We start from the raw sequence: 23220 nt of genomic DNA on the forward strand, positions 1-23220 counted from the left end.
TGCGGCGCTTGCGCCTTAGCCAGGCTACCAGGCCGCAGAATGTCAGCGCCACCGTGGGATTTCCAGGTCGCAGAGTATCGTAGCCACGGTAAGCGTAGCGCCACCGTGGAAGTAGTCAGAACGAGTCACCAAAAAGCCCCTGTTGGGGCTTTTTGTCAGTGTTGACCGATGTAAAGATAGATCGCCAGGAAGTGACACACGCTTCCGCCGAGCACGAAGCCGTGCCAGATAGCGTGGTTATAGGGAATGCGTTTGCAGACGTAGAAGATGACCCCCAGCGAGTACACCACCCCGCCAACCGCCAGCAGCGTTACGCCGCCCACCGCCAGCTTCACTGCCAGCTGATAGACCACGATAAGCGACAGCCAGCCCATGGTCAGATAAGTCACCAGCGACAAAATTTTAAAGCGGTGCGCGATGGTCAGCTTAAACAGGATCCCCAGCAGCGCCAGGCTCCAGATGACGATCATCAGCCCCTTCGCCAGCGGTGAATTCAACCCCACCAGCAAGAACGGCGTGTAGGTCCCGGCAATCAACAGGTAGATAGCGCAGTGGTCGAACTTTTTCAGCCACTGTTTCGCCCGCTGATGCGGGATAGCGTGATAGAGCGTGGAGGCGAGGAACAGCATAATCATGCTGCCGCCGTACAGGCTGTAGCTGGTGATCGCCGTTGCGCTGGCGTTCGTGTCTACCGCCTGCACCAGCAGCAACACGAGGCCGACAATACCGAACACCAGCCCGATCCCGTGACTGATACTGTTGGCAACTTCCTCTGCCAGAGAATATCCCTGAGTGATTAATGGTTTGCGCACCATATTTGACTCCGTGAAAACAAGAACGCTTTCATTGCCCACTTAGGGTAACTGAGAATGATTCCAGTGAACACCTGTTAGCTAAAATAAAACGATGTATATTTGTAAATACATTAAAATCATAATGTTACAATATTATTTCAACTAACAGCTGTGCTGCTTTTATTTAAAGGCGTTTGAATTCAATAACATAAAACCGTTCTTCCGTAGGATAGATTTCCCTAATCACCTGCCGCAGTTGTTCGAGGGTCATATTCTCCTGCCGGGCATGCTGTTCAGTTAGCGTATCGAGCGTCACCGTCGAGGTGGCGGTCACGGCGATGGTGCAAAAATAGCCTTCATCTTCATAGCGCCCAACGCGCAGGACGTCACCCGGTTTAAAATGCGATTCCGCCGCATCGCGGATGGTAATCGTTTTGCGCCCGGCGAGGATGTCGTCCTGAAAGCGCTGAAAAAAGGTAATGTCATTGGCCTGCATGATATAATTCCGTCCTGGTCATTATGAATTGTGAGTTCGCCACTGTGAGTATGTTCTCCCACGCCGCTGTCGCCAGTCTCAATAATCTTGAGATGATGGTCTACCACTACGTCATTAAGAATCGTGACAAAGTGATGTACATGACCATCCGCGAACTGGCCGAAGCCGCCGGGGTCTCCACCACCACCGTGTTGCGCTTCTGCCGCAAACTGCAGTGCGAGGGCTACTCTGAATTTCGCGTACGCTTTAAATTATATCTTGAGCAGAATGAGCCTCAACAGGCAAATATCGGCGCCAGCGAAATAATGAGCTTTTTTAAAAGCGTCAATAATGACGAGTTCGATGCGTTACTCGAACAGGCGGTCGATATTATTCTCGCCTCCGAACGTATTATTTTCGTCGGTGCCGGCACCTCCGGCGCGCTGGCGAAATATGGCGCACGCTTCTTTTCCAACGTCGGTAAATTCAGCAACCATATTGACGACCCCTATTTCCCGGTAACCAATGATATGGCCCGTAACGCGCTGGCGATCGTGCTTTCCGTCTCCGGCGAAACCGAAGAGATCCTGCGCTTCGCCAGCCAGTTCAGCCTGCACCGCTGCAAGGTGATGTCGATTACCAGCCACGAGCATTCGCGGCTGGCGAAACTGGCTGATTTCAATCTCTCGTGGCACGTGCCGCAGACGCGTATTGGCGGCGTCTACGATATTACGACGCAAATTCCGGTGATCTATATCCTTGAATCGCTGGGACGTAAATTAGCGCGCAAAATCAGCTAAAAATAACAGCCTGTTTTTTCGATGTAACATATTACGTTTGGCGGGATTTGTTATATCGTGACATTCAATTTCGCTTTGCTAGACTCAATCGCAATAGTGATTCAGAGAGATTAGCAAAGATGAAAAAATTGACTCTTCCAAAAGACTTTTTATGGGGCGGCGCGGTCGCCGCGCATCAGGTTGAAGGCGGCTGGAATAAAGGCGGCAAAGGCCCGAGCATCTGCGACGTTTTAACCGGCGGGGCGCACGGCGTACCGCGCGAAATCACCCACCAGGTCGAAGCGGGTAAATATTACCCTAATCATGAAGCGGTCGATTTCTACGGCCACTACAAAGAAGACATCAAGCTGTTCGCCGAGATGGGCTTCAAGTGCTTCCGCACCTCTATTGCCTGGACCCGCATCTTCCCGCAGGGCGACGAAACTCAGCCGAATGAAGAAGGGCTGCAATTCTACGATGACATGTTCGATGAACTGCTGAAGTACAACATCGAACCGGTGATCACCCTTTCCCACTTTGAAATGCCGCTGCATCTGGTACAGCAGTACGGCGGCTGGACCAACCGCAAAGTGGTCAATTTCTTTGTGCGCTTCGCCGAAGTGGTCTTCGAGCGCTATAAGCACAAAGTGAAATACTGGATGACCTTTAACGAGATCAATAACCAGCGCAACTGGCGCGCGCCGCTGTTCGGCTACTGCTGTTCCGGCGTGGTCTATACCGAGCATGAAAATCCGGAAGAGACCATGTACCAGGTGCTGCATCACCAGTTTGTCGCCAGCGCGCTGGCGGTGAAAGCGGCCCGTCGTATCAACCCGGATATGCAGGTCGGCTGCATGCTGGCGATGGTCGCCCTCTACCCTTATTCCTGCAAACCGGAAGATGTCATGTTCGCCCAGGAGTCGATGCGCGAACGCTACGTCTTTACCGATGTCCAGTTGCGCGGTTACTACCCGAGCTATGTGTTGAATGAATGGGAACGCCGTGGCTTCAACATCAAAATGGAAGACGGCGATGCGCAGATCCTGCGCGAAGGCACCTGCGCCTATCTCGGCTTCAGCTACTACATGACCAACGCGGTGAAAGCCGAAGGCGGTACCGGCGACGCCATTTCCGGCTTCGAAGGCAGCGTGCCGAACCCGCACGTGAAAGCCTCCGACTGGGGCTGGCAGATTGACCCGGTTGGCCTGCGCTACGCCCTGTGCGAACTGTATGAGCGCTACCAGAAGCCGCTGTTTATCGTGGAAAACGGCTTTGGCGCCTACGACAAAGTCGAAGCCGACGGCAGCATCAACGATGACTACCGCATCGATTATCTGCGCGCTCACGTCGAAGAGATGATTAAAGCGGTGACTTATGACGGCGTCGATCTGATGGGCTATACCCCATGGGGCTGCATCGACTGCGTCTCCTTCACCACCGGACAGTACAGCAAACGCTACGGCTTCATCTACGTCAATAAACACGACGACGGCACCGGCGATATGTCCCGCTCGCGCAAGAAGAGCTTTAACTGGTACAAAGAAGTCATCGCCAGCAACGGCGAGAATCTGTAACTGACCGCCCTCTCCCGGCCGGGAGGGGGCAAATCACTTATCCGCCAGACACTTCTTTACAGCTTTACCATTGCCAAAACGCGTTCGCCCGATAAGATAGGCCGCGTGAATATTTGAGGCGATCATGATTAAGCGACAACGCAAAGCCATTCTTTTTGTCCTCCTGGCCTGTCTGGTGGTGCTGACCTGCACCGCCCAGCGGATGGCCGGGATGCACGCGCTGGTCATGAACCTCACCGCCGACAGCCCGTCGCTACAGCAAAACCAGGATAAGGCCGAGGCGCCGGTCACGCCGTGCGAGCTCAGCGCCAAGTCGCTGATGGCCGTTCCGCCGATGCTGTTTGAAGGGGCGCTGTTGGCTATCACTCTGCTGCTGGCGGTGCTGGCGGCGATCCCGCCGCGTATCGAACGCCAGTGGCCTCCCCGCGTTATCTCCTCACCCCGATTGCGGGTGCATCTGCGATTATGCGTCTTCCGTGAGTGATTAATTCTCCTGACAGCTCAGGTTAATTTATTACTTACGGAGAAAATTTATGTTTATGGTATTCAGGCGACTGCTGGTCTGCCTGCTTTGGCTATGGCTGCCCGTCAGCCAGGCCGCCGATAGCGGCTGGCTGCGCGTCGCCGACAATCAACACGCCAGCGTGCGCCTGCGGGCGCAAACCGAGAGCAATGGCGACACCCGCCTGCTTTTAGACGTGGCGCTGGAAAAAGGCTGGAAAACCTACTGGCGTTCGCCGGGCGAAGGCGGCATCGCGCCGGCTATCGCCTGGCGCACGCCGCTGGAGGTGAACTGGCGCTGGCCGACGCCGCAACGCTTCGACGTCGCGGGTATTTCCACTCAGGGGTATCACGGCGACGTCAGCTTCCCGATAACCCTGCGCGGGAAAATACCGCCGACGCTTAGCGGCGTCCTGACGCTCTCTACCTGCAGCAATGTCTGCATTCTCACTGACTACCCCTTTTCGCTGGATATGACGGCTCCGGCGGGAGAGCAATTTAATTACGATTTCACCCGCGCGATGGGCACGCTGCCGCTGCGCGACGGTCTCACCTCGGCGCTTAGCGCCAGCTACGTCAGCGGCAAACTGACGGTGACCGCCCGCCGAGATGCCGGCTGGCAGCAGCCAGCGCTGTTTATCGACAGCATGGAGGATGTCGATTTCGGCAAGCCGAGCTTTACCAGCCGCGGCGATACGTTGACCGCCACCTTACCGGTCACCGACAGCTGGGGCGAGGCGGCGCCGGACCTGAGCGGTGAAACGCTGTCGCTGGTGCTGGCCGATAGCGGCCAGGCGCAGGAAAGCCATATTGCCATTGCCGCCGGCAGTGCGGCGCCGGGGCTGGCCTTAGGCTGGGTGCTGCTGATGGCGCTGACCGGCGGGCTCATTCTCAACGTCATGCCCTGCGTGCTGCCGGTGCTGGCGATGAAGCTCGGCTCGCTGGTGCAAACCGAACGTCGCGAACGCGGCGCGGTGCGGCGACAGTTCCTTGCCTCGGTGTGCGGGATCGTCGTCTCCTTCCTGGCGCTGGCTTTGATGATGACGCTATTGCGTTTAGGTAATCAGGCGCTCGGCTGGGGGATCCAGTTCCAGAACCCGTGGTTTATCGGCGCGATGGCGCTGGTGATGGTGCTGTTCAGTGCCAGTTTGTTGGGGCTGTTCGAAATCCGTCTCTCCTCCAGCGCCAGTACCTTCCTCGCCACCCGCGGCGGCAACGGCTTGATGGGCCATTTTTGGCAGGGCGCCTTCGCCACCCTGCTGGCGACGCCCTGTACCGCGCCGTTCCTCGGTACCGCCGTGTCGGTGGCGCTGGTGGCGCCGCTGCCGCTGCTGTGGGGGATTTTCTTCGCCATGGGGATCGGCATGAGCCTGCCGTGGCTGCTTATTGTCGCCTGGCCGGGGCTGGCGCAACGACTTCCACGTCCAGGCCGCTGGATGAATCATCTGCGCGTGGTGTTGGGGCTAATGATGCTTGGTTCAGCACTATGGCTGGTCAGCCTGCTGACGATCCACATCGGCCGCACGCCGGTGCTTACCCTGCTGGTGATTCTGGCCATCGGCCTGCTATTGGCCACCGCCTGGCGCTACCGCTGGCGTACGGCGCTGCGCGCGAGCGCCCTGGCCATCGTGGTGGCGGGCGCCGTCGCCTTTGTCGCCCAACAGGACGGCCAGGGCCCGCGCCGCGACCGGGTTAACTGGCAGCCGCTCAGCGAGCAGGCTATCGCTAACGCCCTTGCGGAGCATAAACGGGTATTTATTGATGTCACCGCCGACTGGTGCGTGACCTGTAAAGCCAATAAATACAACGTGCTGCTGCGCGATGACGTCCAGCGGGCGCTGTTAGCGCCAAACGTGGTCGCCTTACGCGGCGACTGGAGCCGCCCCTCCGCCACGATTAGTCAGTTTTTAACCGCTCGCGGCAGCGCCGCGGTGCCGTTTAACCAGATTTACGGACCGGGATTGCCGCAGGGACAGATCCTGCCTGCGCTGTTAGACCGCGAACACCTTCTCGCCACCCTGTCCGCCGCTAAAGGAAAATAACATGAGAGCTATCACCGCCTTATTGCTGCTGTGCGTATCGGCCTTCAGCTTCGCCGCCCCGGCGGAAGAACCGCAAGCAAACGGTAATGACCAGTTAGCCCAATTGCTGTTTAACGATCCGAACAGCCCGCGCACCGGCGCGAAAGAACCAAAGCTCACGATCGTCTCATTTACCGATTACAACTGCCCTTACTGCAAACAGTTTGATCCGATGCTGGAAAAAATCGTCCACGATAATCCGGACATTCAGCTCATCATTAAGCTGCTGCCGTTTAAAGGGCAGAGTTCGGTGAATGCCGCTAAAGCCGCGCTCTCCACCTGGCGTCAACAGCCCGATAAGTTCTGGGCGCTGCATCAGCGGCTGATGGCGAAAAAGGGCTATCACGATGACGCCAGTATCGCCGCGGCGCAGAAGAAAACCGCCACCGATAGCGTCAGTGTCGATGACAAGACCATGGACTCGCTGAAGATGAACCTAATTTTGTCGCAGGTGCTGAATATTCAGGGCACCCCGGCAACCATCATCGGCGATCAGATGGTGGCCGGCGCGATCCCTGCTGATGAGCTGGACGGGCTGGTGAAAGAACATCTGGCGAAAGCCCGTGGCCAGTAAAATCAGGCGCTGGCTGCGCGAGCTGGCGGTGTGGCTGCTGATTGGCGCGGCGGTGAGCCTGGCGGTAGATTATTTCCGCCAGCCCGCGTTGCCGCAAAACGTCAGCGCCACGCCGCTACAAACCCTCGACGGCAGGACGCTGGATCTGAACGCCATGAGCCAGCAAAAGCCGCTACTGCTGTACGTCTGGGCGACCTGGTGCGGGGTTTGTCGCTATACCACGCCGTCGGTGGCATCGCTCGCCGCCGACGGCGGCAATGTGCTAACGGTAGCCCTGCGTTCCGGCGATAACGCCGCGCTGGAGAAGTGGCTGACAAGGAAGAAAATGGCGCTGCCGACGGTGAATGATCCAAGCGGCCAGCTGGCGCGGCAGTGGGACGTGCAGGTGACGCCAACGCTGGTGTTCATTTCTCAAGGCGAGGTGAAGTCGGTTACCACCGGCTGGACCAGCAGTTGGGGAATGCGTCTGAGACTGTGGCTGGCCTCCTGGTAGATCGTCGGTTTCCCCGGCTTGCGTTGTTGGGTAGCCCGGATAAGGCGTAGCCGCCATCCGGGAAGGTTTCCCCGGCTCGCGCTGCGCTCAGCCGGGCTACGGGTACGCATCGTTGGGTAGCCCGGATAAGGCGTAGCCGCTATCCGGAAAGGTTTCCCCGGCAAGCGCAGCGCCGCCGGGCAATTGACATCAGCGGGTTATTTCCCCCCCGCCAGTTCAAGAAAACTGCCCGTCACATACGACGCTTTGTCGCTCAGCAGCCAGGCAATGGCCTGAGCGACCTCTTCCGGCTGGCCGCCGCGCTGCATCGGCAGCGAATGCTTCACTCGATCCACGCGTCCTGGTTCGCCGCCGGAGGCGTGCATTTCGGTATAAATCAGCCCCGGACGCACGCCGTTCACCCGGATCCCCTGCGCCGCCACCTCCAGCGCCAGCCCGGTGGTCAGGGTATCTACCGCTCCCTTTGAAGCGGCATAGTCAACGTACTCCCCCGGCGCGCCAAGGCGCGACGCCGCCGACGACACGTTAACTATCGCCCCACCCTTGCCGCCATGCCGATGCGACATACGCTTGACCGCCTCACGGCAGCAGAGGAAGTAGCCGGTGACGTTGGTGGCCAGCACGCGGTTAATACGCTCGGCGCTCAGGCTCTCCACCGTACATTGGGTAAACAGGATCCCGGCATTGTTGACCAACGCCGTCAGCGGTTCGCCCATACGGTCAATCGCCTCAAACATCGCCATCACCTGCGCTTCATCGCTGATATCCGCCCGCAGCGCCGTGGCTTTGCCGCCAGATTCAACAATGGTATTGACCACTTCGGTGGCGGCTTTAATGTTGTGATGGTAATTGACCGCGACGGTATACCCTTCCTGCGCCAGCAGCAGCGCCGTCGCCCGGCCTATTCCGCGGCTCGCGCCGCTAATCAGAGCTATCGCCATACCTTCCCTCCAAAAAATAAAGGCGCCGCAGCGCCTTTAAAAGTTTAGCTAATTCACCACTTACTGGTATTCGCTCATCGGGACGCAGGAGCAGAACAGGTTACGGTCGCCGTAGACATCGTCCAGACGTTTTACCGTCGGCCAGTACTTGTTGTGCAACCCTGCCGGGAATACCGCCAGCTCGCGGCTGTACGGATGGTTCCACTCGCTCACCAGCTCGCCCTGGGTGTGCGGCGCGTTCACCAGCGGGTTATCTTCCAGCGGCCATTCACCAGCTTTAACGCGATCGATTTCCGCGCGGATCGCCAGCATCGCGTCAATAAAGCGGTCCAGCTCGACCTTGCTTTCCGATTCCGTAGGCTCAACCATCAGCGTCCCGGCAACCGGGAAGGACATGGTCGGCGCATGGAAACCAAAGTCGATCAGACGCTTGGCGATATCCAGTTCACTGATGCCGGTCTCTTCTTTCAGCGGGCGAATATCGAGAATACATTCGTGCGCCACGCGACCATCGCGACCGGTATAGAGCACTGGGTAGGCATCTTTCAGACGGGTAGCGATATAGTTGGCGTTAAGGATCGCGTTCTGGCTCGCCTGTTTCAGTCCTTCCGCGCCCATCATGCGGATATACATCCAGCTGATCGGCAGGATGGAAGCGCTGCCGAACGGCGCGGCGGAGACCGCCCCCTGACGAGTCAGCATGCCTTCAATCTGTACCACGCTGTGGCCCGGTACAAACGGCGCCAGGTGCGCTTTCACACCGATTGGGCCCATACCCGGGCCGCCGCCGCCGTGCGGAATGCAGAAGGTTTTATGCAGGTTGAGGTGCGAAACGTCAGCGCCGATAAAGCCCGGAGAAGTGATCCCGACCTGGGCGTTCATGTTGGCGCCGTCGAGGTAAACCTGGCCGCCGAACTGATGCACTATCTCGCACACTTCACGGATGGTCTCTTCATACACGCCGTGGGTCGACGGATAGGTGACCATGATGCAGGAGAGATTCGTCCCTGCCTGCTCTGCTTTTTCACGCAGATCGGCAAGATCGATGTTGCCGTTTTTGTCGCAGGCAACCACCACTACCTGCATACCCGCCATCTGCGCGGAAGCCGGGTTGGTGCCGTGCGCGGAGCTTGGGATCAGGCAGATATCGCGATGGCCTTCGTTGCGGCTCTCGTGATAGTGGCGAATCGCCAGCAGGCCAGCATACTCGCCCTGCGCGCCGGAGTTCGGCTGCATACAGACGGCGTCATAGCCGGTCAGTTTAACCAGCCAGTCAGAAAGCTGGGCGATCATCTGATGATAACCTTCCGCCTGCTCGACCGGGCAGAACGGGTGCAGCTCGGCAAATTCCGGCCAGGTGATCGGGATCATCTCCGCCGCGGCGTTCAGTTTCATGGTGCAGGAGCCCAACGGGATCATCGCCTGGTTCAGCGCCAGATCTTTACGCTCCAGGGCGTGCATGTAGCGCATCATCTCGGTTTCGCTATGGTAGCGGTTAAACACCGGATGGGTGAGGATCGCATCGTCGCGCAGCATCGCCGCCGGGATCGAACGGCTATCCAGCGCCACGTCTTTATCCAGAGTATCGATATCCAGACCGTGATCGTCGCCGACGATGGCGCGGAACAGGTTCAGCACATCTTCGCGGGTGGTCGCTTCATCGAGCGTAATGCCCACCGCGCCGTGAATATCGCTACGCAGGTTAATCTGCAGCGCTTCGGCACGCGCCAGCACCGCGGCTTTATCCGCCACTTCGACGCAAAGGGTGTCGAAGTAGTGCGCATGGCGCAGCTTCAGCCCTTTCTTCTGCAGGCCGTCGGCCAGAATGTCGGTCAGGCGATGAATGCGGCCAGCGATACGTTTCAGGCCCGCCGGGCCGTGGAATACCGCGTACAGGCTGGCGATGTTGGCCAGCAGAACCTGCGAGGTACAAATGTTGGAGTTCGCTTTCTCGCGGCGGATATGCTGCTCGCGAGTCTGCATCGCCATGCGCAGCGCGGTATTCCCCGCCGCATCTTTCGATACGCCGATAATCCGGCCCGGCATGGAGCGTTTGAATTCATCTTTCGCCGCGAAGAAGGCCGCGTGCGGGCCGCCGTAGCCCATCGGCACGCCGAAGCGTTGGGCGGAACCGAAGACGATATCCGCGCCCTGCTTGCCCGGCGCCGTCAGCAGCACCAGCGCCATAAAGTCAGCGGCGACGCTGACAATCACTTTGCGCGCTTTCAGCTCGGCGATCAGTTTGCTGTAATCGTGGATTTCACCGGTGGTGCCCACCTGCTGCAGCAGCACGCCGAAGACATCCTGGTGATCGAGCACTTTGTCGGCGTCATCGACAATCACGTCGAAGCCGAAAGTTTCCGCGCGGGTGCGCACCACGTCCAGGGTTTGCGGATGGACATCGGCGGCAACGAAGAAACGGTTGGCGTTCTTCAGTTTACTGACGCGTTTGGCCATCGCCATCGCTTCGGCGGCGGCGGTGGCTTCATCGAGCAGCGAAGCGGAAGCGATATCCAGCCCGGTCAGATCCAGCGTGACCTGCTGGAAGTTGAGCAGCGATTCCAGACGGCCCTGGGAGACTTCCGGCTGGTAAGGGGTATAGGCGGTGTACCAGCCCGGGTTTTCCAGCATGTTACGCTGAATGACCGGCGGCAGCTGCACGGCGGTATAGCCCATGCCGATGTAAGACTTGAAGCGCTTGTTGCGACCGGCAATCGCCTTCAGCTCCGCCAGCGCGGCGAATTCGGTAGTCGCGTCGCCCACCTGCGGTGGGGTCGCCAGCTGGATATCCTGCGGCACAATCTGGCCAATCAGGGCGTTAAGCGAATCCGCGCCGACGGTCTTCAGCATCTCTTGCTGCTGCTGAGCGTCCGGGCCAATGTGACGTTCAATAAAGGCGTCGCGGTTTTCAAGCTGACTTAAAGTCTGAGTCATGAGCGATGGTTCCTGAAACGTGCGGTGAATCGTGATTGTCTGACTGGTTTGCCCGGCAAGCGCTGATGCTTACCGGGCCAGAATACGCAAAATCATTCGCGTTGCAGGAAGGCGGCGACACAGCGACTCCCCGGGGGCTTACAACAGTAAGTGACCGGGGGGAGCCAGGAAGCCAACGCCTCTGCAGCGTGAAGGATGAAGCGTATTTATTCGTCTTCTAATAAAGCTTCATAAGCGGTCGCATCCAGCAGCGCGGCAACTTGCGCTTCGTCGCTGGCTTTAATTTTGAAGATCCAGCCGTCGGTATACGGGTCGCTGTTGACCAGTTCCGGAGAGTCGTTCAGCTCTTCGTTGACGGCAACGATTTCACCGCTAATCGGCGCGTAGATATCAGAAGCCGCTTTCACGGATTCAGCAACGGCGCAATCGGCGCCCGCTTCAACGGTGGCGCCCACTTCCGGCAGGTCAACGAAAACCATATCGCCAAGCAGCTCCTGCGCGTGCTCGGTGATCCCGACGGTATAGGTGCCGTCCGCTTCTTTACGCAGCCATTCGTGTTCTTTGCTGTATTTCAGTTCTGCTGGTACGTTGCTCATCAATTCATCTCCAAAAAAGGGAAATCACACAATGGCTTTGCCATTGCGTACAAAACCAGGTTTAGTCACTTTTACCGGCATTTCACGGTTACGAATTTGCACCACCGCGGTGTCGCCAATCCCGGCCGGCACGCGAGCCAGCGCGATGCTGTAGCCCAGCGTCGGCGAGAAGGTGCCGCTGGTGATAATGCCTTCTTTTTGATTACCGTCGCTATCGGTAAAACGTACCGGCAGGCCACCGCGCAGGACGCCTTTCTCGGTCATCACCAGGCCCACCAGCTGCTCGGTGCCTTTTTCGCGCTGCATTTCCAGCGCTTCGCGGCCGATGAAGTTACGATCGGCGGGCTCCCAGGCGATAGTCCAGCCCATGTTCGCCGCCAGCGGCGAGACGCCTTCGTCCATCTCCTGGCCGTACAGGTTCATCCCGGCTTCCAGGCGCAGGGTGTCGCGCGCGCCAAGACCACACGGCTTAACGCCGGCGTCCAGCAGACCGCGCCAGAAATCAGCCGCCTGCTCGTTCGGCATCGCAATTTCATAACCCGCTTCGCCGGTATAACCGGTGGTGGCGATAAACAAGTCGCCGGACTGCACGCCAAAGAACGGCTTCATGCCTTCCACAGCCTGACGCTGAGCGTCGGTGAACAGCGTCGCCGCCTTCGCTTTCGCCTGCGGACCCTGGACCGCGATCAGCGACAGATCGTCGCGAACGGTAATTTCAAGGCCGTAGGGTTCAGCTTGTTCGGAGATCCAGGCGAGGTCTTTTTCGCGGGTGGCGGAGTTAACAACGAGGCGGAAATAATCTTCAGAAAGGAAATAAACAATCAGGTCATCGATGACGCCGGCGGAGGCGGTCAGCATGCCGGTGTAGAGCGCTTTGCCTGGGGTGGTCAGCTTCGCCACATCGTTGGCCAGCAAATAGCGCAAGAACTCGCGGATCCGGCTGCCGTGGAAATCGACGATGGTCATATGCGACACATCGAACATCCCTGCATCGCCGCGCACCGCGTGGTGCTCATCAATCTGGGATCCGTAATGCAGCGGCATCATCCAGCCATGGAAATCCACCATGCGAGCGCCGCACAGCGTGTGTTGTTCATACAACGGAGTCTGTTGAGCCATCTTTTCCTCATCGAATAAAACGGAACCAGCCACGAGATTGTCGGCGATTTTGCGCCACGAAATTCGGCGACGGCACCGCTGACGGACGCCGACGCAAACGTTCTCTTTTGCCTGAACTTACCACCGAACCCGGCGCTAAACCATAAGCTCATTCAGGGCATCACATTAGCTTATGACTAAAATCCGCCGAAAAGCCTACAGAGTTATTGACTGGAAAAAAGCGATTTATGCCGCATAAAATTAACATCAAGCTTTCATCGATAAGGCAATGATGGTGTTTTATGCGATTTTACGGCCCTAATTTCTTTAACAAAAAAAAGAGAGCATTAATAAAACTAATGCGAAAAAAGAGGTGAAATTAGAATATTTCAAATGAGGGAGAAAACCCGGCGCGCAGGCCGGGTAAAAGAAGTGTGACGCGGTTAACGTAACCAGGCGGGGAGATCGTTGAGACCCATCGCCTGGCGAATCAGCTGCGGTTTCACGCCTGGCAACGTATCGGCCAGTTTGAGTCCCATATCGCGGAGGAATTTCTTCGCCGGATGGCTACCGGAGAACATTTCGCGGAAGCCCTGCATACCCGCCAGCATCAGCGCGGCGCTGTGCTTGCGGCTGCGCTCGTAGCGGCGCAGATATAAATGCTGGCCGATATCTTTCCCCTGCGCGTGCAGGCGCTTCAGCTCGTCGATAAGCTCGGCGGCATCCATAAAGCCAAGGTTCACCCCCTGCCCGGCCAGCGGGTGGATGGTATGCGCGGCATCGCCGACCAGCGCCAGGCGGTGGGCGGCAAACTGACGGGCATAGCGGCCGGTCAGCGGGAAGACTTCACGTTCGCTTGCCAGCTGGCAGAGGCCGAGGCAATTATCGAAGGCGATATTCAGCGCCTGGTTGAAGGTGGCTTCATCAGCCTCCTGCATCCGCTTCGCTTCCGCTGGCGACAGCGACCAAACGATCGAGCACAGGTGCGGATCGCTCAGCGGCAGGAAGGCCAGAATACCCTCGCCATGGAACGCCTGGCGTGCCACCGCCTGATGCGGCTCAGTGGTGCGTATCGTCGCCACCAGCGCATGATGGTGGTAATCCCAGAAGGTCAGCGGAATATCGGCCTTATTACGCAGCCATGAATTCGCGCCATCAGCGCCAACCACCAGCCTCGCGGTCAACATGCTGCCGTCCTGCAGGCTGAGAAAGGCTTCGTTTTCACCCCACGCTACCTGCTGCAGCTCCGCAGGCGCCAGCAGGGTGACGTCAGCGCAGCGCTGCGCTCTCTGCCACAATGCGTGATGCACCACGGCATTTTCAATAATATGGCCCAGATGGCTGAAGCCCATGCTCTGGTCATCGAAGCTAATGCGGCCGAAGCTGTCTTTGTCCCACACTTCCATACCGTGATAGCAGCTGGCGCGCTGGGCGACGATCTCATGCCAGACATCCAGCTTAGTCAGTAGCTTTTCGCTGGCAGCATTGATCGCCGAAACGCGCAGCGCCGGCGGCGCATCGGCGGCCAGAGGCTGCGGCGCTGCTTTCTCCAGCACCGCGACGCGCAGGCCACTGCCCTGTAAACCGCAGGCTACCGCCAGTCCCACCATTCCACCGCCAACAATGGCAACATCAACACTTTGCACGTTTTACTCCTTAACGGGGAACCCAACCGAGGGTACGCTGCGCCAGCGCATCGCGCGCTGGGGTAAATAATTCCATGGCCATCAGACCGACGTTGCGCCCCGCCACCAGCGGCGCCCAACGGTTGGCAAACAGATGCACCAGCCCATCGGTGACACCGATAGTGGCGGCTTTATCACCTGCCCGCCGTGCCTGGTAGCGGCACAGCAGGGAATAATCGCCCACATCGTCGCGGGCCACGTGCGCGTCGGCAAGCATCTCCGCCAGGCTCATCACATCGCGCAGGCCAAGATTAAAGCCCTGCCCGGCGATCGGATGCAGCGTCTGCGCCGCGTTGCCGACCAGCGCCAGACGGTGTGACACCGCACGGGTGGCGGTCGTTAAGGCTAACGGATAGACGCTGCGCTTACCGGCATGGGTAATACGCCCCAGCCGCCAGCCGAATGCCTGCTGTAACGCCTGACAAAAACGTTCGTCGGACCTGCTCAGCACCTCGTCGCGCCGCGACTGCGGATGGCACCACACCAGCGAACAGCGCCCTTGCGACATCGGCAGCATCGCCAGCGGACCATGCTCGGTAAAGCGCTCGAAGGCGCGGCCTTCGTGCGGCAAGGCGGTGCTAACGTTGGCGATAATCGCCAGTTGCTCATAGGGCTGCTGCTGCCAGCTAATGCCGCAGCGGACGCCCAGCGACGAACGCGAACCATCTGCCGCCACCAACAGCTTACCGTTGATCGTTTCGCCGCTATCGAGGGTGAGGCTGACGCTGTCCTGGCTGCGGTTGACCGCTTCCACTTTCGCCGGACAGTGCAGGGTGACGCCCGGCGCCTCGCGCAGCAGGCTAAACAGCCGCTGGCCGACATCGTGGAGTTCAACCACCTGCCCCAGCGCCGACAGGCCGTAATCGGCCGCCGCCAGGTTTACAAAACCGGCATGGCCGCGGTCGCTGACGTGTACCCGCTGGATAGGCGTCGCTCGTTTAGCAAGGTTCTGCCAGATACCGATGCGCGCCAGCTGCTGGCAGGTGCCCACAGCCAGGGCAATCGCCCGATCGTCAAAGCCTGGGTGGCGTGACGAATGCGGATCCTGCGCTTCAATCAGATGGACCGGCAGAGCGCCGCCGGTCAAACGGGAGATGGCCAGCGCGAGCGTCGCCCCGGTCATCCCGCCACCGACGATCAGCACGCTCATGACTGGCGCGCCGCCGCCATCAGCGCCTCGATCTCATCCGCCTTCTTCACCACGCTGGCGGTGAGATTTTCGTTGCCGTCTTCGGTAATGACGATGTCATCTTCAATACGAATGCCGATGCCGCGATACTGCGCGGGGACATCGGCATCGGTGGCGATATACAGCCCCGGCTCGACGGTCAGCACCATCCCCGGCTCCAGTATGCGCGAACGGTCGGTATCGTAGTTACCGACATCGTGCACATCCAGACCCAACCAGTGGCTCAGGCCGTGCATAAAGTACGGACGGTGGGCGTTATTGGCGATCAGCTCGTCAATCTCGCCTTTCAGGATCCCCAGCCGCACCAGGCCGGTAATCATAATGCGCACCACTTCCTGATTAACCTGATAGATCGAAGTGCCCGGGCGGTAGAGCTCCAGCGCGGTCTCCAGCGATTCGAGCACGATGTCGTAGATTTCACGCTGCGGTTTGCTGAATTTGCCGTTTACCGGGAAAGTGCGGGTAATGTCTCCCGCGTAGCCGCGATATTCGCAGCCGGCGTCAATCAGCACTAAATCGCCATCGCGCAGTTCGGATTCGTTTTCGGTGTAGTGCAGAATGCAGCCGTTTTCGCCGCCGCCAACGATGGTGTTATAGGACGGGAAACGCGCGCCGTGGCGGTTGAATTCATGGAGAATTTCGCCTTCCAGCTGATATTCGAACATGCCGGGGCGGCACTTTTCCATCGCCCGGGTATGGGCAAGGGCGGAAATTTCGCCGGCGCGGCGCATCACTGCCAGCTCTTCGGCAGATTTAAACAGACGCATTTCATGAACCGCAGGCCGCCAGTCGATGACGGAGTTCGGCGCCTGCAGATTCTGGCGCGAGCCTTTGCGCAGTTTTTCGAGGGCGTTAAACACAATCTCATCGGCATAGGCATATTCGCCCTGGGCGAAATAGATAGCGTCCAGACCATTGAGCAGCTGATACAACTGCTGGTTGATTTCACTAAATGCCAGCGCGCGATCGACACCGAGCTTCGCCGGCGCGGCATCCTGGCCCAGACGGCGACCGAACCAGATCTCAGCGGTCAGATCGCGAACCCGGTTAAACAGCACGCTATGATTGTGCGTTTCATCGCTTTTAATCAACACCAGCAGCGCTTCCGGTTCGTTAAAGCCGGTGAAGTACCAGAAATCGCTGTTCTGCCGGTAGGGATACTCTGAATCTGCGCTACGCACCGCTTCCGGTGCGGCGAAAATCAGCGCCGCGCTGCCTGGCTGCATCTGCGCCAGCAGCGCCTGGCGACGCGAGAGAAATTCCTGCTGAGTCATGACGCCCCCTGAACGAATTTTAGTTAGTGTAATGTCGGTTTGCGGACTTCCGGTGCGGTTGGCTGCTGACGAGAAAAAGTGTCGTGGCACAGCAGTGCGGCAACGCGGACATACTCGATAATCTCCTCCAGAGACATCTCCAGCTCTTCCTGATCTTCGTCTTCATCGTAGCCCAGCTGGGCGATATTACGCAGATCGTCAATCGCTTCCCCGGTCTCGTCTTTCACTTTATCCAGCTTCGGCTGGCTGACGCCAAGGCCGAGCAGGAAGTGGTTAACCCAACCGGCGAGAGCGTCGGCGCGGTCGAAGACGCTTACCGCATCGCCTTCCGGCAGATACAGTTGAAAGAGGAAACCGTCGTCATCCAGTGAATCGCTGATGGCGGAATGCATGTTACGCAGCGCCTGGGCCAGTTCATGACCAAAGGCGAGACCTTCGTTGGTCAGGTCGTGCACCAGCGGCAGCCAGCTGCTGTCAGTATTGCCGCCGCACAGCAATCCGCTGATTAAACCGTGCATTTCGGCCGGGGTGAGGCCTACCCCTTGTTGGTTCAGTAACTGGTCTACATCGTTGTAACCAGGCATTTCGTTCTGTATAGACATGCGCATTCGTCATCGTTGGGAGGAATATTCATGATATGCTACCACTTTGGACCCTGGTGAACCAGAAAAGGGCTTGTATCCCCGCACCAGGGTAGCTATAGTGTCGCCCCTTCGCAGACCCGGGCTCGGATGTGAAGGCAGCGCAGTCAATCAGCAGGAAGGTGGCATGTCTGCACAACCCGTAGATCTCCAAATTTTCGGCCGTTCACTGCGAGTGAATTGCCCGCCTGAACAAAGGGATGCCCTGAATCAGGCAGCTGAAGACCTTAATCAGCGGTTGCAAGATTTAAAAGAACGCACTAGAGTCACAAATACTGAGCAGCTGGTCTTCATCGCCGCGTTGAACATCAGCTATGAGTTGACTCAGGAAAAAGCGAAGACCCGCGACTACGCTTCGAGCATGGAGCAGCGCATTCGGATGCTTCAGCAGACCATCGAACAAGCATTGCTTGAGCAAGGTCGCATAAGCGAAAGACCAGGGTCAAAGTTTGAATAACACTTTGCAGTTAACTGTGTTAGAGTAATTCCAGGAACAAAATTTCTCTGAGATGTTTGCAAGCGGGCCAGTCCCCTGAGCCGATATTTCATACCACAAGAATGTGGCGCTCCACGGTTGGTGAGCATGCTCGGTTCGTCCGAGAAGCCTTAAAACTGTGACGACACATTCACCTTGAACCAAGGGTTCAAGGGTTACAGCCTGCGGCGGCATCTCGGAGATTCCCTTCTTTAGTTCGCATTATCCCAACGCTCTAGTTTTCGGCTACTGCCGCTCTGTATTACACTTCCTCGTATTGTTTCGCTTGCTCGTAATGAGACCTGCATGACCCTACAGCCCGATATCCCGCTCTCCAGACAGCATATTCGCCAGCAGATCCGCGAGCGTCGCCGCGCGCTCAGCCCGGAGCAACAGCGCCTGTTTGCCCAACAGGCCGCGGAGCGGATGATGGCCTGGCCGCCGGTCGTACTCGCTCATACCGTGGCGCTGTTCCTCTCCTTTGATGGCGAGCTGGACACCCAGCCGCTAATTGACCAGCTATGGCGCGCCGGCAAACGGGTGTATCTGCCGGTGCTGCATCCGTTTAGCCCCGGAAACCTGTTGTTTTTACACTACCATCCGCAGAGCCAACTGATAGTGAATCGCCTGAAAATCCGCGAACCGAAGCTCGATGTGCGGGACGTGCTGCCGCTCGCTGAACTCGATGTGCTGGTGACCCCGCTGGTAGCCTTCGATGTCAGTGGTCAGCGACTGGGAATGGGTGGCGGTTTTTACGACCGTACGCTGCAAAACTGGCAGCAGTATCGCCTGCAGCCTGTAGGCTACGCGCATGACTGCCAGCAGGTGGATAGCCTGCCGAGCGAACAGTGGGATATCCCGCTACCCGCGGTGATCACCCCGGGAAAAACCTGGAGTTGGTAGGTACGCGGGGACGAGAATTTCAGCCTGGAAAGTATGAACAAAAAAACGGGCAGGTACTCGACCTGCCCGAGAGGCAAAAATGATTAGAACAACAGACGGGCGCGGATAGTCCCCGGGATCGCTTTCATTGCCTGCAGCGCCTGCTGGGCAACATCTTCTTCCGCTTCAATATCAATAACCACGTAACCCATCTGCGGCGACGTTTGCAGATACTGCGCGGCAATGTTGATGCTCTGCGCGGCGAAGATCTGGTTGATAGCGGTCAGGACGCCCGGCCGGTTCTCATGGATATGCAGCAGACGGCGACCGCCGTGCAGCGGCAGAGAAACTTCCGGGAAGTTGACCGCTGACAGGGTTGACCCGTTGTCAGAGTACTTCGCCAGCTTGCCGGCCACTTCCAGACCGATGTTCTCCTGCGCTTCCTGGGTTGAACCGCCGATATGCGGGGTCAGGATCACGTTATCAAACTCGCACAGCGGTGAAGTAAAGGGATCACTGTTGGTCGCGGGTTCGGTCGGGAAGACGTCGATAGCCGCCCCGGCCAGATGCTTACTCGCCAGCGCATCGCACAGCGCCGGAATATCCACCACGGTACCGCGGGAGGCGTTGATCAGCAGCGCGCCCGGCTTCATCAGCGCCAGCTCTTCCGCGCCCATCATGTTTTTGGTGGAGGCGTTTTCCGGCACGTGCAGGCTGACCACATCGCTCATGTTCAGCAGGTCGGAGAGATGCTGAACCTGGGTGGCGTTGCCGAGCGGCAGTTTGTTTTCAATATCATAGAAGAAGACATGCATCCCCAGCGATTCCGCCAGAATGCCGAGCTGGGTACCGATATGGCCGTAACCGATAATCCCCAGTTTCTTGCCGCGCGCTTCAAAGCTGCCCACCGCCAGCTTATTCCATACCCCACGATGCGCTTTGGCGTTGGCTTCCGGCACACCGCGCAGCATCAGCAGCAGTTCGCCGATGACCAGCTCCGCCACCGAGCGGGTGTTGGAGAACGGGGCGTTAAATACCGGGATACCCCGCTTCGCTGCCGCGTCCAGATCCACCTGGTTGGTACCGATACAGAAGCAGCCAACTGCTACCAGTTTTTCTGCCGCGGCGAAAATCTCTTCAGTCAGATGAGTACGGGAACGCAGGCCGATGAAATGGGCATCACGGATCGACGCTTTCAGCTCTTCGGAGTCCAGCGCGCCTTTGTGAAATTCGATGTTGGTGTAACCTGCTGCACGAAGGTTATCGATTGCCTTTTGATGCACACCTTCAACCAGCAGAAATTTAATCTTGTCTTTTTCCAGTGATACCTTAGCCATTTCCCCGTCCTGTTTTGTCTTAACTAATGTCGTGCTGAACGAAAGTTCGTCTCAGCAACATATCAAAAAAAACTATCGCGGCAATATGAACGTTTGCGTCGCCGTCCTGAAGAAATGTCATCCAGAAGCAAATGGCAGGACAAAACACCAGAAAGAAGATTAATGGTAGTTTGTTAATCAGGATGGTTGCATAAATGTGACAGAAGTCACCAAATTGCACCAGGTGAAAAAATATTTGCGAGGGAGCCGGTTGGCTCCCTGCGGACAGACTATTTTACGATGGTTTTCACGCCATCGGCAGTTCCGATCAGCGCCACGTCGGCCCCGCGGTTGGCGAACAGCCCCACGGTCACGACGCCAGGAATGCCGTTGATGGCATTCTCCAGCGCGACGGCATCAAGAATTTCCAGGCCATGCACGTCCAGGATCACGTTGCCGTTATCGGTAACCACGCCCTGACGGTACTCCGGACGACCGCCCAGCTTGACCAGTTGACGCGCGACGGCGCTGCGCGCCATCGGAATGACTTCAACCGGCAGCGGAAATGCGCCGAGAATATCAACCTGCTTGGAGGCATCGGCGATGCAGATAAATTTATCGGCGACCGAGGCAATGATCTTCTCACGGGTCAGCGCCGCGCCACCGCCTTTGATCATTTGCATATGGCCGTTGATCTCATCTGCGCCATCAACATAGATCCCCAGGCGATCGACGCTGTTGAGATCGAAGACGGTGATCCCGAGGCTTTTGAGCTTTTCGGTAGAGGCATCGGAGCTGGAGACCGCACCTTCAATCTGCCCCTTCATCGTGCCCAGCGCGTCAATAAAATGGGCCGCCGTCGAGCCGGTACCCACGCCGACAATGGTCCCTGGCTGTACGTATTGCAGCGCCGCCCAACCTACTGCTTTTTTCAGTTCATCCTGCGTCATAATTATGGTCCGAGATGTGAATGCCTGTGGCGCATTATAGAACATCGACAGTGGAAATGTCCCTGCGATGCAGATCACACAACTGAGCAGACCAATTTCGTCTGTATCAAATAAAAATTTATGTCATAGTGCGAGATAACGATTAGTTATGGGGGCACGCCAGAATAATGAAACGACCGGACTACAGAACACTACAAGCGCTGGATGCGGTGATTAGGGAACGAGGATTTGAGCGCGCCGCGCAGAAGCTATGTATTACCCAGTCCGCCGTCTCACAGCGTATTAAGCAGCTGGAAAATATGTTCGGTCAGCCGCTGCTGGTGCGCACCGTGCCGCCACGCCCTACCGAGCAGGGGCAAAAGCTGCTGGCTCTGTTGCGCCAGGTTGAACTATTGGAAGAAGAGTGGCTGGGCGACGAGCAGACTGGCTCCACGCCGCTGCTGCTGTCGCTGGCGGTGAACGCCGACAGTCTGGCAACCTGGCTGCTGCCGGCGCTGGCCAATGTTCTGTCAGACTCCCCTATTCGTCTCAACCTGCAGGTGGAAGATGAAACCCGCACCCAGGAGCGCCTGCGCCGTGGGGAAGTGGTAGGCGCAGTGAGTATCCAGCCGCAGGCGCTGCCAAGCTGCCTGGTGGATCAGCTCGGCGCGCTCGATTACCTGTTTGTCGCCTCAAAAGAGTTTGCGCAACGCTATTTCCCGAATGGCGTGACGCGTTCTGCGCTGCTGAAAGCGCCGGTCGTCGCCTTTGATCATCTGGACGATATGCATCAGGCGTTCCTGCAGCAAAACTTCGACCTGCCGCCGGGTAGCGTTCCCTGCCACATCGTCAACTCGTCGGAAGCCTTCGTACAACTGGCGCGCCAGGGCACTACCTGCTGTATGATCCCGCATCTGCAAATCGAAAAAGAGCTGAAAAGCGGCGAGCTTATCGACCTCACGCCCGGTCTGTTCCAGCGTCGTATGCTGTACTGGCACCGCTTTGCACCGGAAAGCCGCATGATGCGCCGGGTGACCGATGCGCTTATTGATTACGGCCACAAAGTGCTGCGTCAGGATTAAATCGCCGGCATAAAAAAAGCCACTTCCCGGAAGTGGCTTTTTTGTTTCTATCGCTTACTGCGCTGGTTTCGGCTCTTCCGCCGGTTTCGCCGGCGCGGCTGGCGCGGCGGCCTGAGCTGGCTGCAGCTCAAAGACCACGTCAACCTGGTCGTCAAACTGGATAGTCGCCTGCTCGTAGGTTTCCTGGGCAGAGACTGGCGCTGCGTCAGCGGCCTTCATCATACGAACCATCGGGCTCGGCTGATAGTTGGAGACGTGGTAACGCACGCTGTAGACCGGCCCCAGCTTGCTGTGGAAACCAGCCGCCAGCTCCTGCGCCTGATGCACCGCGTCATCAATGGCCGCTTTACGCGCCTTATCTTTGTAGGCATCCGGTTGCGCAACACCCAGCGAAACGGAGCGAATTTCATTCAGCCCCGCCTTCAGCGCGCCGTCCAGCAGGCCGTTAAGTTTATCCAGCTGGCGCAACGTCACTTCCACGGTGCGCACCGCGCGATAGCCTTTGAGAATGCTTTTCCCGTTCTGATAGTCATAATCAGGCTGGGTACGCAAATTCGCCGAGCTGATGTCTTTTTTCGCGATACCGCTCTTTTCAAGGAAAGAGAGATACTGCGCGACGCGGTCGTCTGCCTGTTTTTTCGCCGATGCGGCATCTTTCGCCGCGACATTCACTTCGATCGCCAGGGTAGCAATATCCGGAACCGCGGCAACGCTTGCTGTGCCTGAAGTCACAATGTGCGGACCGTCTGGCAATTCGTTTGCCTGTGCCGCCATTGTGCTAAATCCGAGTGCTGCCGCCAGGGCCAAGATTTTTAACTTCACTGTCGTTTCTCCATGTTACTTAAATCGCCCTTACGGGACGCATGCCAGCAAGCTTAGCGCGTACAGCAGGAAAGTCCATCGGACA

General features: G+C 58.0%; 22 protein-coding genes and 1 other RNA gene. 10 read left to right on the forward strand and 13 right to left on the reverse strand.

Going from position 1 to position 23220, the window contains the following annotated elements:
- Positions 1-155: 155 nt before the first annotated feature.
- Positions 156-815, reverse strand: coding sequence for a PAQR family membrane homeostasis protein TrhA (gene trhA, locus CWM53_RS07475; protein WP_061153356.1), 660 nt, complete (start codon positions 813-815; stop codon positions 156-158).
- A 163-nt stretch (positions 816-978) separates the two neighbouring features.
- The gene (gene yqfB / locus CWM53_RS07480; RefSeq protein ID WP_100730034.1) at positions 979-1290 is read right to left on the reverse strand and encodes a N(4)-acetylcytidine aminohydrolase; all 312 of its coding nucleotides are present in this window, start codon (positions 1288-1290) and stop codon (positions 979-981) included.
- 50 nt (positions 1291-1340) lie between these two features.
- Between yqfB and CWM53_RS07485 the strand changes: the two genes are divergently transcribed.
- The 6 genes from CWM53_RS07485 (at position 1341) to CWM53_RS07510 (ending at position 7271) form a co-directional block, all read left to right on the forward strand.
- Positions 1341-2069, forward strand: coding sequence for a MurR/RpiR family transcriptional regulator (locus CWM53_RS07485; protein ID WP_061156320.1), 729 nt, complete (start codon positions 1341-1343; stop codon positions 2067-2069).
- Between the two features lie 119 nt (positions 2070-2188).
- The gene (gene bglA, locus CWM53_RS07490; protein ID WP_074387612.1) at positions 2189-3622 is read left to right on the forward strand and encodes a 6-phospho-beta-glucosidase BglA; all 1434 of its coding nucleotides are present in this window, start codon (positions 2189-2191) and stop codon (positions 3620-3622) included.
- A 124-nt stretch (positions 3623-3746) separates the two neighbouring features.
- Positions 3747-4106, forward strand: coding sequence for a copper resistance protein (locus tag CWM53_RS07495; RefSeq protein WP_100675795.1), 360 nt, complete (start codon positions 3747-3749; stop codon positions 4104-4106).
- 49 nt (positions 4107-4155) lie between these two features.
- Positions 4156-6165 carry a protein-disulfide reductase DsbD family protein gene (locus CWM53_RS07500; protein ID WP_100730033.1) on the forward strand — a complete coding sequence of 670 codons (2010 nt, stop codon included), beginning with the start codon at positions 4156-4158 and terminating at the stop codon, positions 6163-6165.
- Position 6166: 1 nt separating this feature from the next.
- Positions 6167-6778 carry a DsbA family protein gene (locus CWM53_RS07505; protein WP_100730032.1) on the forward strand — a complete coding sequence of 204 codons (612 nt, stop codon included), beginning with the start codon at positions 6167-6169 and terminating at the stop codon, positions 6776-6778.
- On the forward strand, positions 6768-7271 hold the full coding sequence (locus tag CWM53_RS07510; protein WP_100631275.1) for a protein disulfide oxidoreductase: 504 nt from the start codon (positions 6768-6770) through the stop codon (positions 7269-7271). The genes CWM53_RS07505 and CWM53_RS07510 overlap by 11 nt, the downstream gene beginning before the upstream one ends.
- 197 nt (positions 7272-7468) lie before the next feature.
- On the opposite strand, the gene CWM53_RS07515 is transcribed toward CWM53_RS07510, so the two are convergent.
- The 8 genes from CWM53_RS07515 to CWM53_RS07550 all read right to left on the reverse strand — a co-directional run bounded on the left by CWM53_RS07515 (position 7469) and on the right by CWM53_RS07550 (position 17590).
- Positions 7469-8212 carry an SDR family oxidoreductase gene (locus CWM53_RS07515; RefSeq protein WP_074387607.1) on the reverse strand — a complete coding sequence of 248 codons (744 nt, stop codon included), beginning with the start codon at positions 8210-8212 and terminating at the stop codon, positions 7469-7471.
- A 60-nt stretch (positions 8213-8272) separates the two neighbouring features.
- Positions 8273-11146, reverse strand: coding sequence for an aminomethyl-transferring glycine dehydrogenase (gene gcvP / locus CWM53_RS07520; protein ID WP_074387606.1), 2874 nt, complete (start codon positions 11144-11146; stop codon positions 8273-8275).
- A 206-nt stretch (positions 11147-11352) separates the two neighbouring features.
- A complete protein-coding gene (gene gcvH / locus CWM53_RS07525; protein ID WP_023290979.1) occupies positions 11353-11742 on the reverse strand; it encodes a glycine cleavage system protein GcvH in 390 nt (129 codons plus the stop codon).
- Between the two features lie 24 nt (positions 11743-11766).
- On the reverse strand, positions 11767-12861 hold the full coding sequence (gcvT, locus tag CWM53_RS07530) for a glycine cleavage system aminomethyltransferase GcvT (RefSeq protein ID WP_008806440.1): 1095 nt from the start codon (positions 12859-12861) through the stop codon (positions 11767-11769).
- 422 nt (positions 12862-13283) lie between these two features.
- Positions 13284-14486: an FAD-dependent 2-octaprenylphenol hydroxylase gene (gene ubiI / locus CWM53_RS07535; protein ID WP_100675790.1), complete on the reverse strand. Its 1203-nt coding sequence runs from the start codon at positions 14484-14486 to the stop codon at positions 13284-13286.
- Between the two features lie 10 nt (positions 14487-14496).
- On the reverse strand, positions 14497-15675 hold the full coding sequence (gene ubiH / locus CWM53_RS07540; protein WP_100631271.1) for a 2-octaprenyl-6-methoxyphenyl hydroxylase: 1179 nt from the start codon (positions 15673-15675) through the stop codon (positions 14497-14499).
- Positions 15672-16988, reverse strand: a complete 1317-nt coding sequence (pepP, locus tag CWM53_RS07545; RefSeq protein WP_074387603.1) for a Xaa-Pro aminopeptidase — start codon at positions 16986-16988, stop codon at positions 15672-15674. Before pepP ends, ubiH begins: the two co-directional genes overlap by 4 nt.
- Before the next feature lie 23 nt (positions 16989-17011).
- A complete protein-coding gene (locus tag CWM53_RS07550) occupies positions 17012-17590 on the reverse strand; it encodes a YecA family protein (protein ID WP_008806444.1) in 579 nt (192 codons plus the stop codon).
- 166 nt (positions 17591-17756) lie between these two features.
- On the opposite strand from CWM53_RS07550, the gene zapA reads away from it, so the two are divergent.
- From zapA to CWM53_RS07565, 3 genes are all read left to right on the forward strand, one after another.
- On the forward strand, positions 17757-18086 hold the full coding sequence (zapA, locus tag CWM53_RS07555; protein ID WP_004205298.1) for a cell division protein ZapA: 330 nt from the start codon (positions 17757-17759) through the stop codon (positions 18084-18086).
- Between the two features lie 41 nt (positions 18087-18127).
- A non-coding RNA gene (gene ssrS / locus CWM53_RS07560) (6S RNA) lies at positions 18128-18311 on the forward strand.
- A 99-nt stretch (positions 18312-18410) separates the two neighbouring features.
- A complete protein-coding gene (locus CWM53_RS07565; protein WP_012540577.1) occupies positions 18411-19007 on the forward strand; it encodes a 5-formyltetrahydrofolate cyclo-ligase in 597 nt (198 codons plus the stop codon).
- A gap of 83 nt (positions 19008-19090) precedes the next feature.
- On the opposite strand, the gene serA is transcribed toward CWM53_RS07565, so the two are convergent.
- Both serA and rpiA read right to left on the reverse strand, forming a co-directional pair.
- Positions 19091-20323, reverse strand: coding sequence for a phosphoglycerate dehydrogenase (serA, locus tag CWM53_RS07570; RefSeq protein WP_074387601.1), 1233 nt, complete (start codon positions 20321-20323; stop codon positions 19091-19093).
- A 269-nt stretch (positions 20324-20592) separates the two neighbouring features.
- Positions 20593-21252, reverse strand: coding sequence for a ribose-5-phosphate isomerase RpiA (rpiA, locus tag CWM53_RS07575; protein ID WP_074387600.1), 660 nt, complete (start codon positions 21250-21252; stop codon positions 20593-20595).
- Positions 21253-21419: 167 nt separating this feature from the next.
- Between rpiA and argP the strand changes: the two genes are divergently transcribed.
- A complete protein-coding gene (gene argP / locus CWM53_RS07580) occupies positions 21420-22313 on the forward strand; it encodes a DNA-binding transcriptional regulator ArgP (protein ID WP_008806448.1) in 894 nt (297 codons plus the stop codon).
- Positions 22314-22367: 54 nt separating this feature from the next.
- On the opposite strand, the gene CWM53_RS07585 is transcribed toward argP, so the two are convergent.
- Positions 22368-23135, reverse strand: coding sequence for an oxidative stress defense protein (locus tag CWM53_RS07585; RefSeq protein ID WP_074387599.1), 768 nt, complete (start codon positions 23133-23135; stop codon positions 22368-22370).
- Positions 23136-23220 lie beyond the last annotated feature (85 nt).

This window comes from Klebsiella sp. A-Nf5, assembly GCF_002810545.1.
GTDB classification, from domain to species: Bacteria; Pseudomonadota; Gammaproteobacteria; order Enterobacterales; family Enterobacteriaceae; genus Klebsiella; species Klebsiella variicola.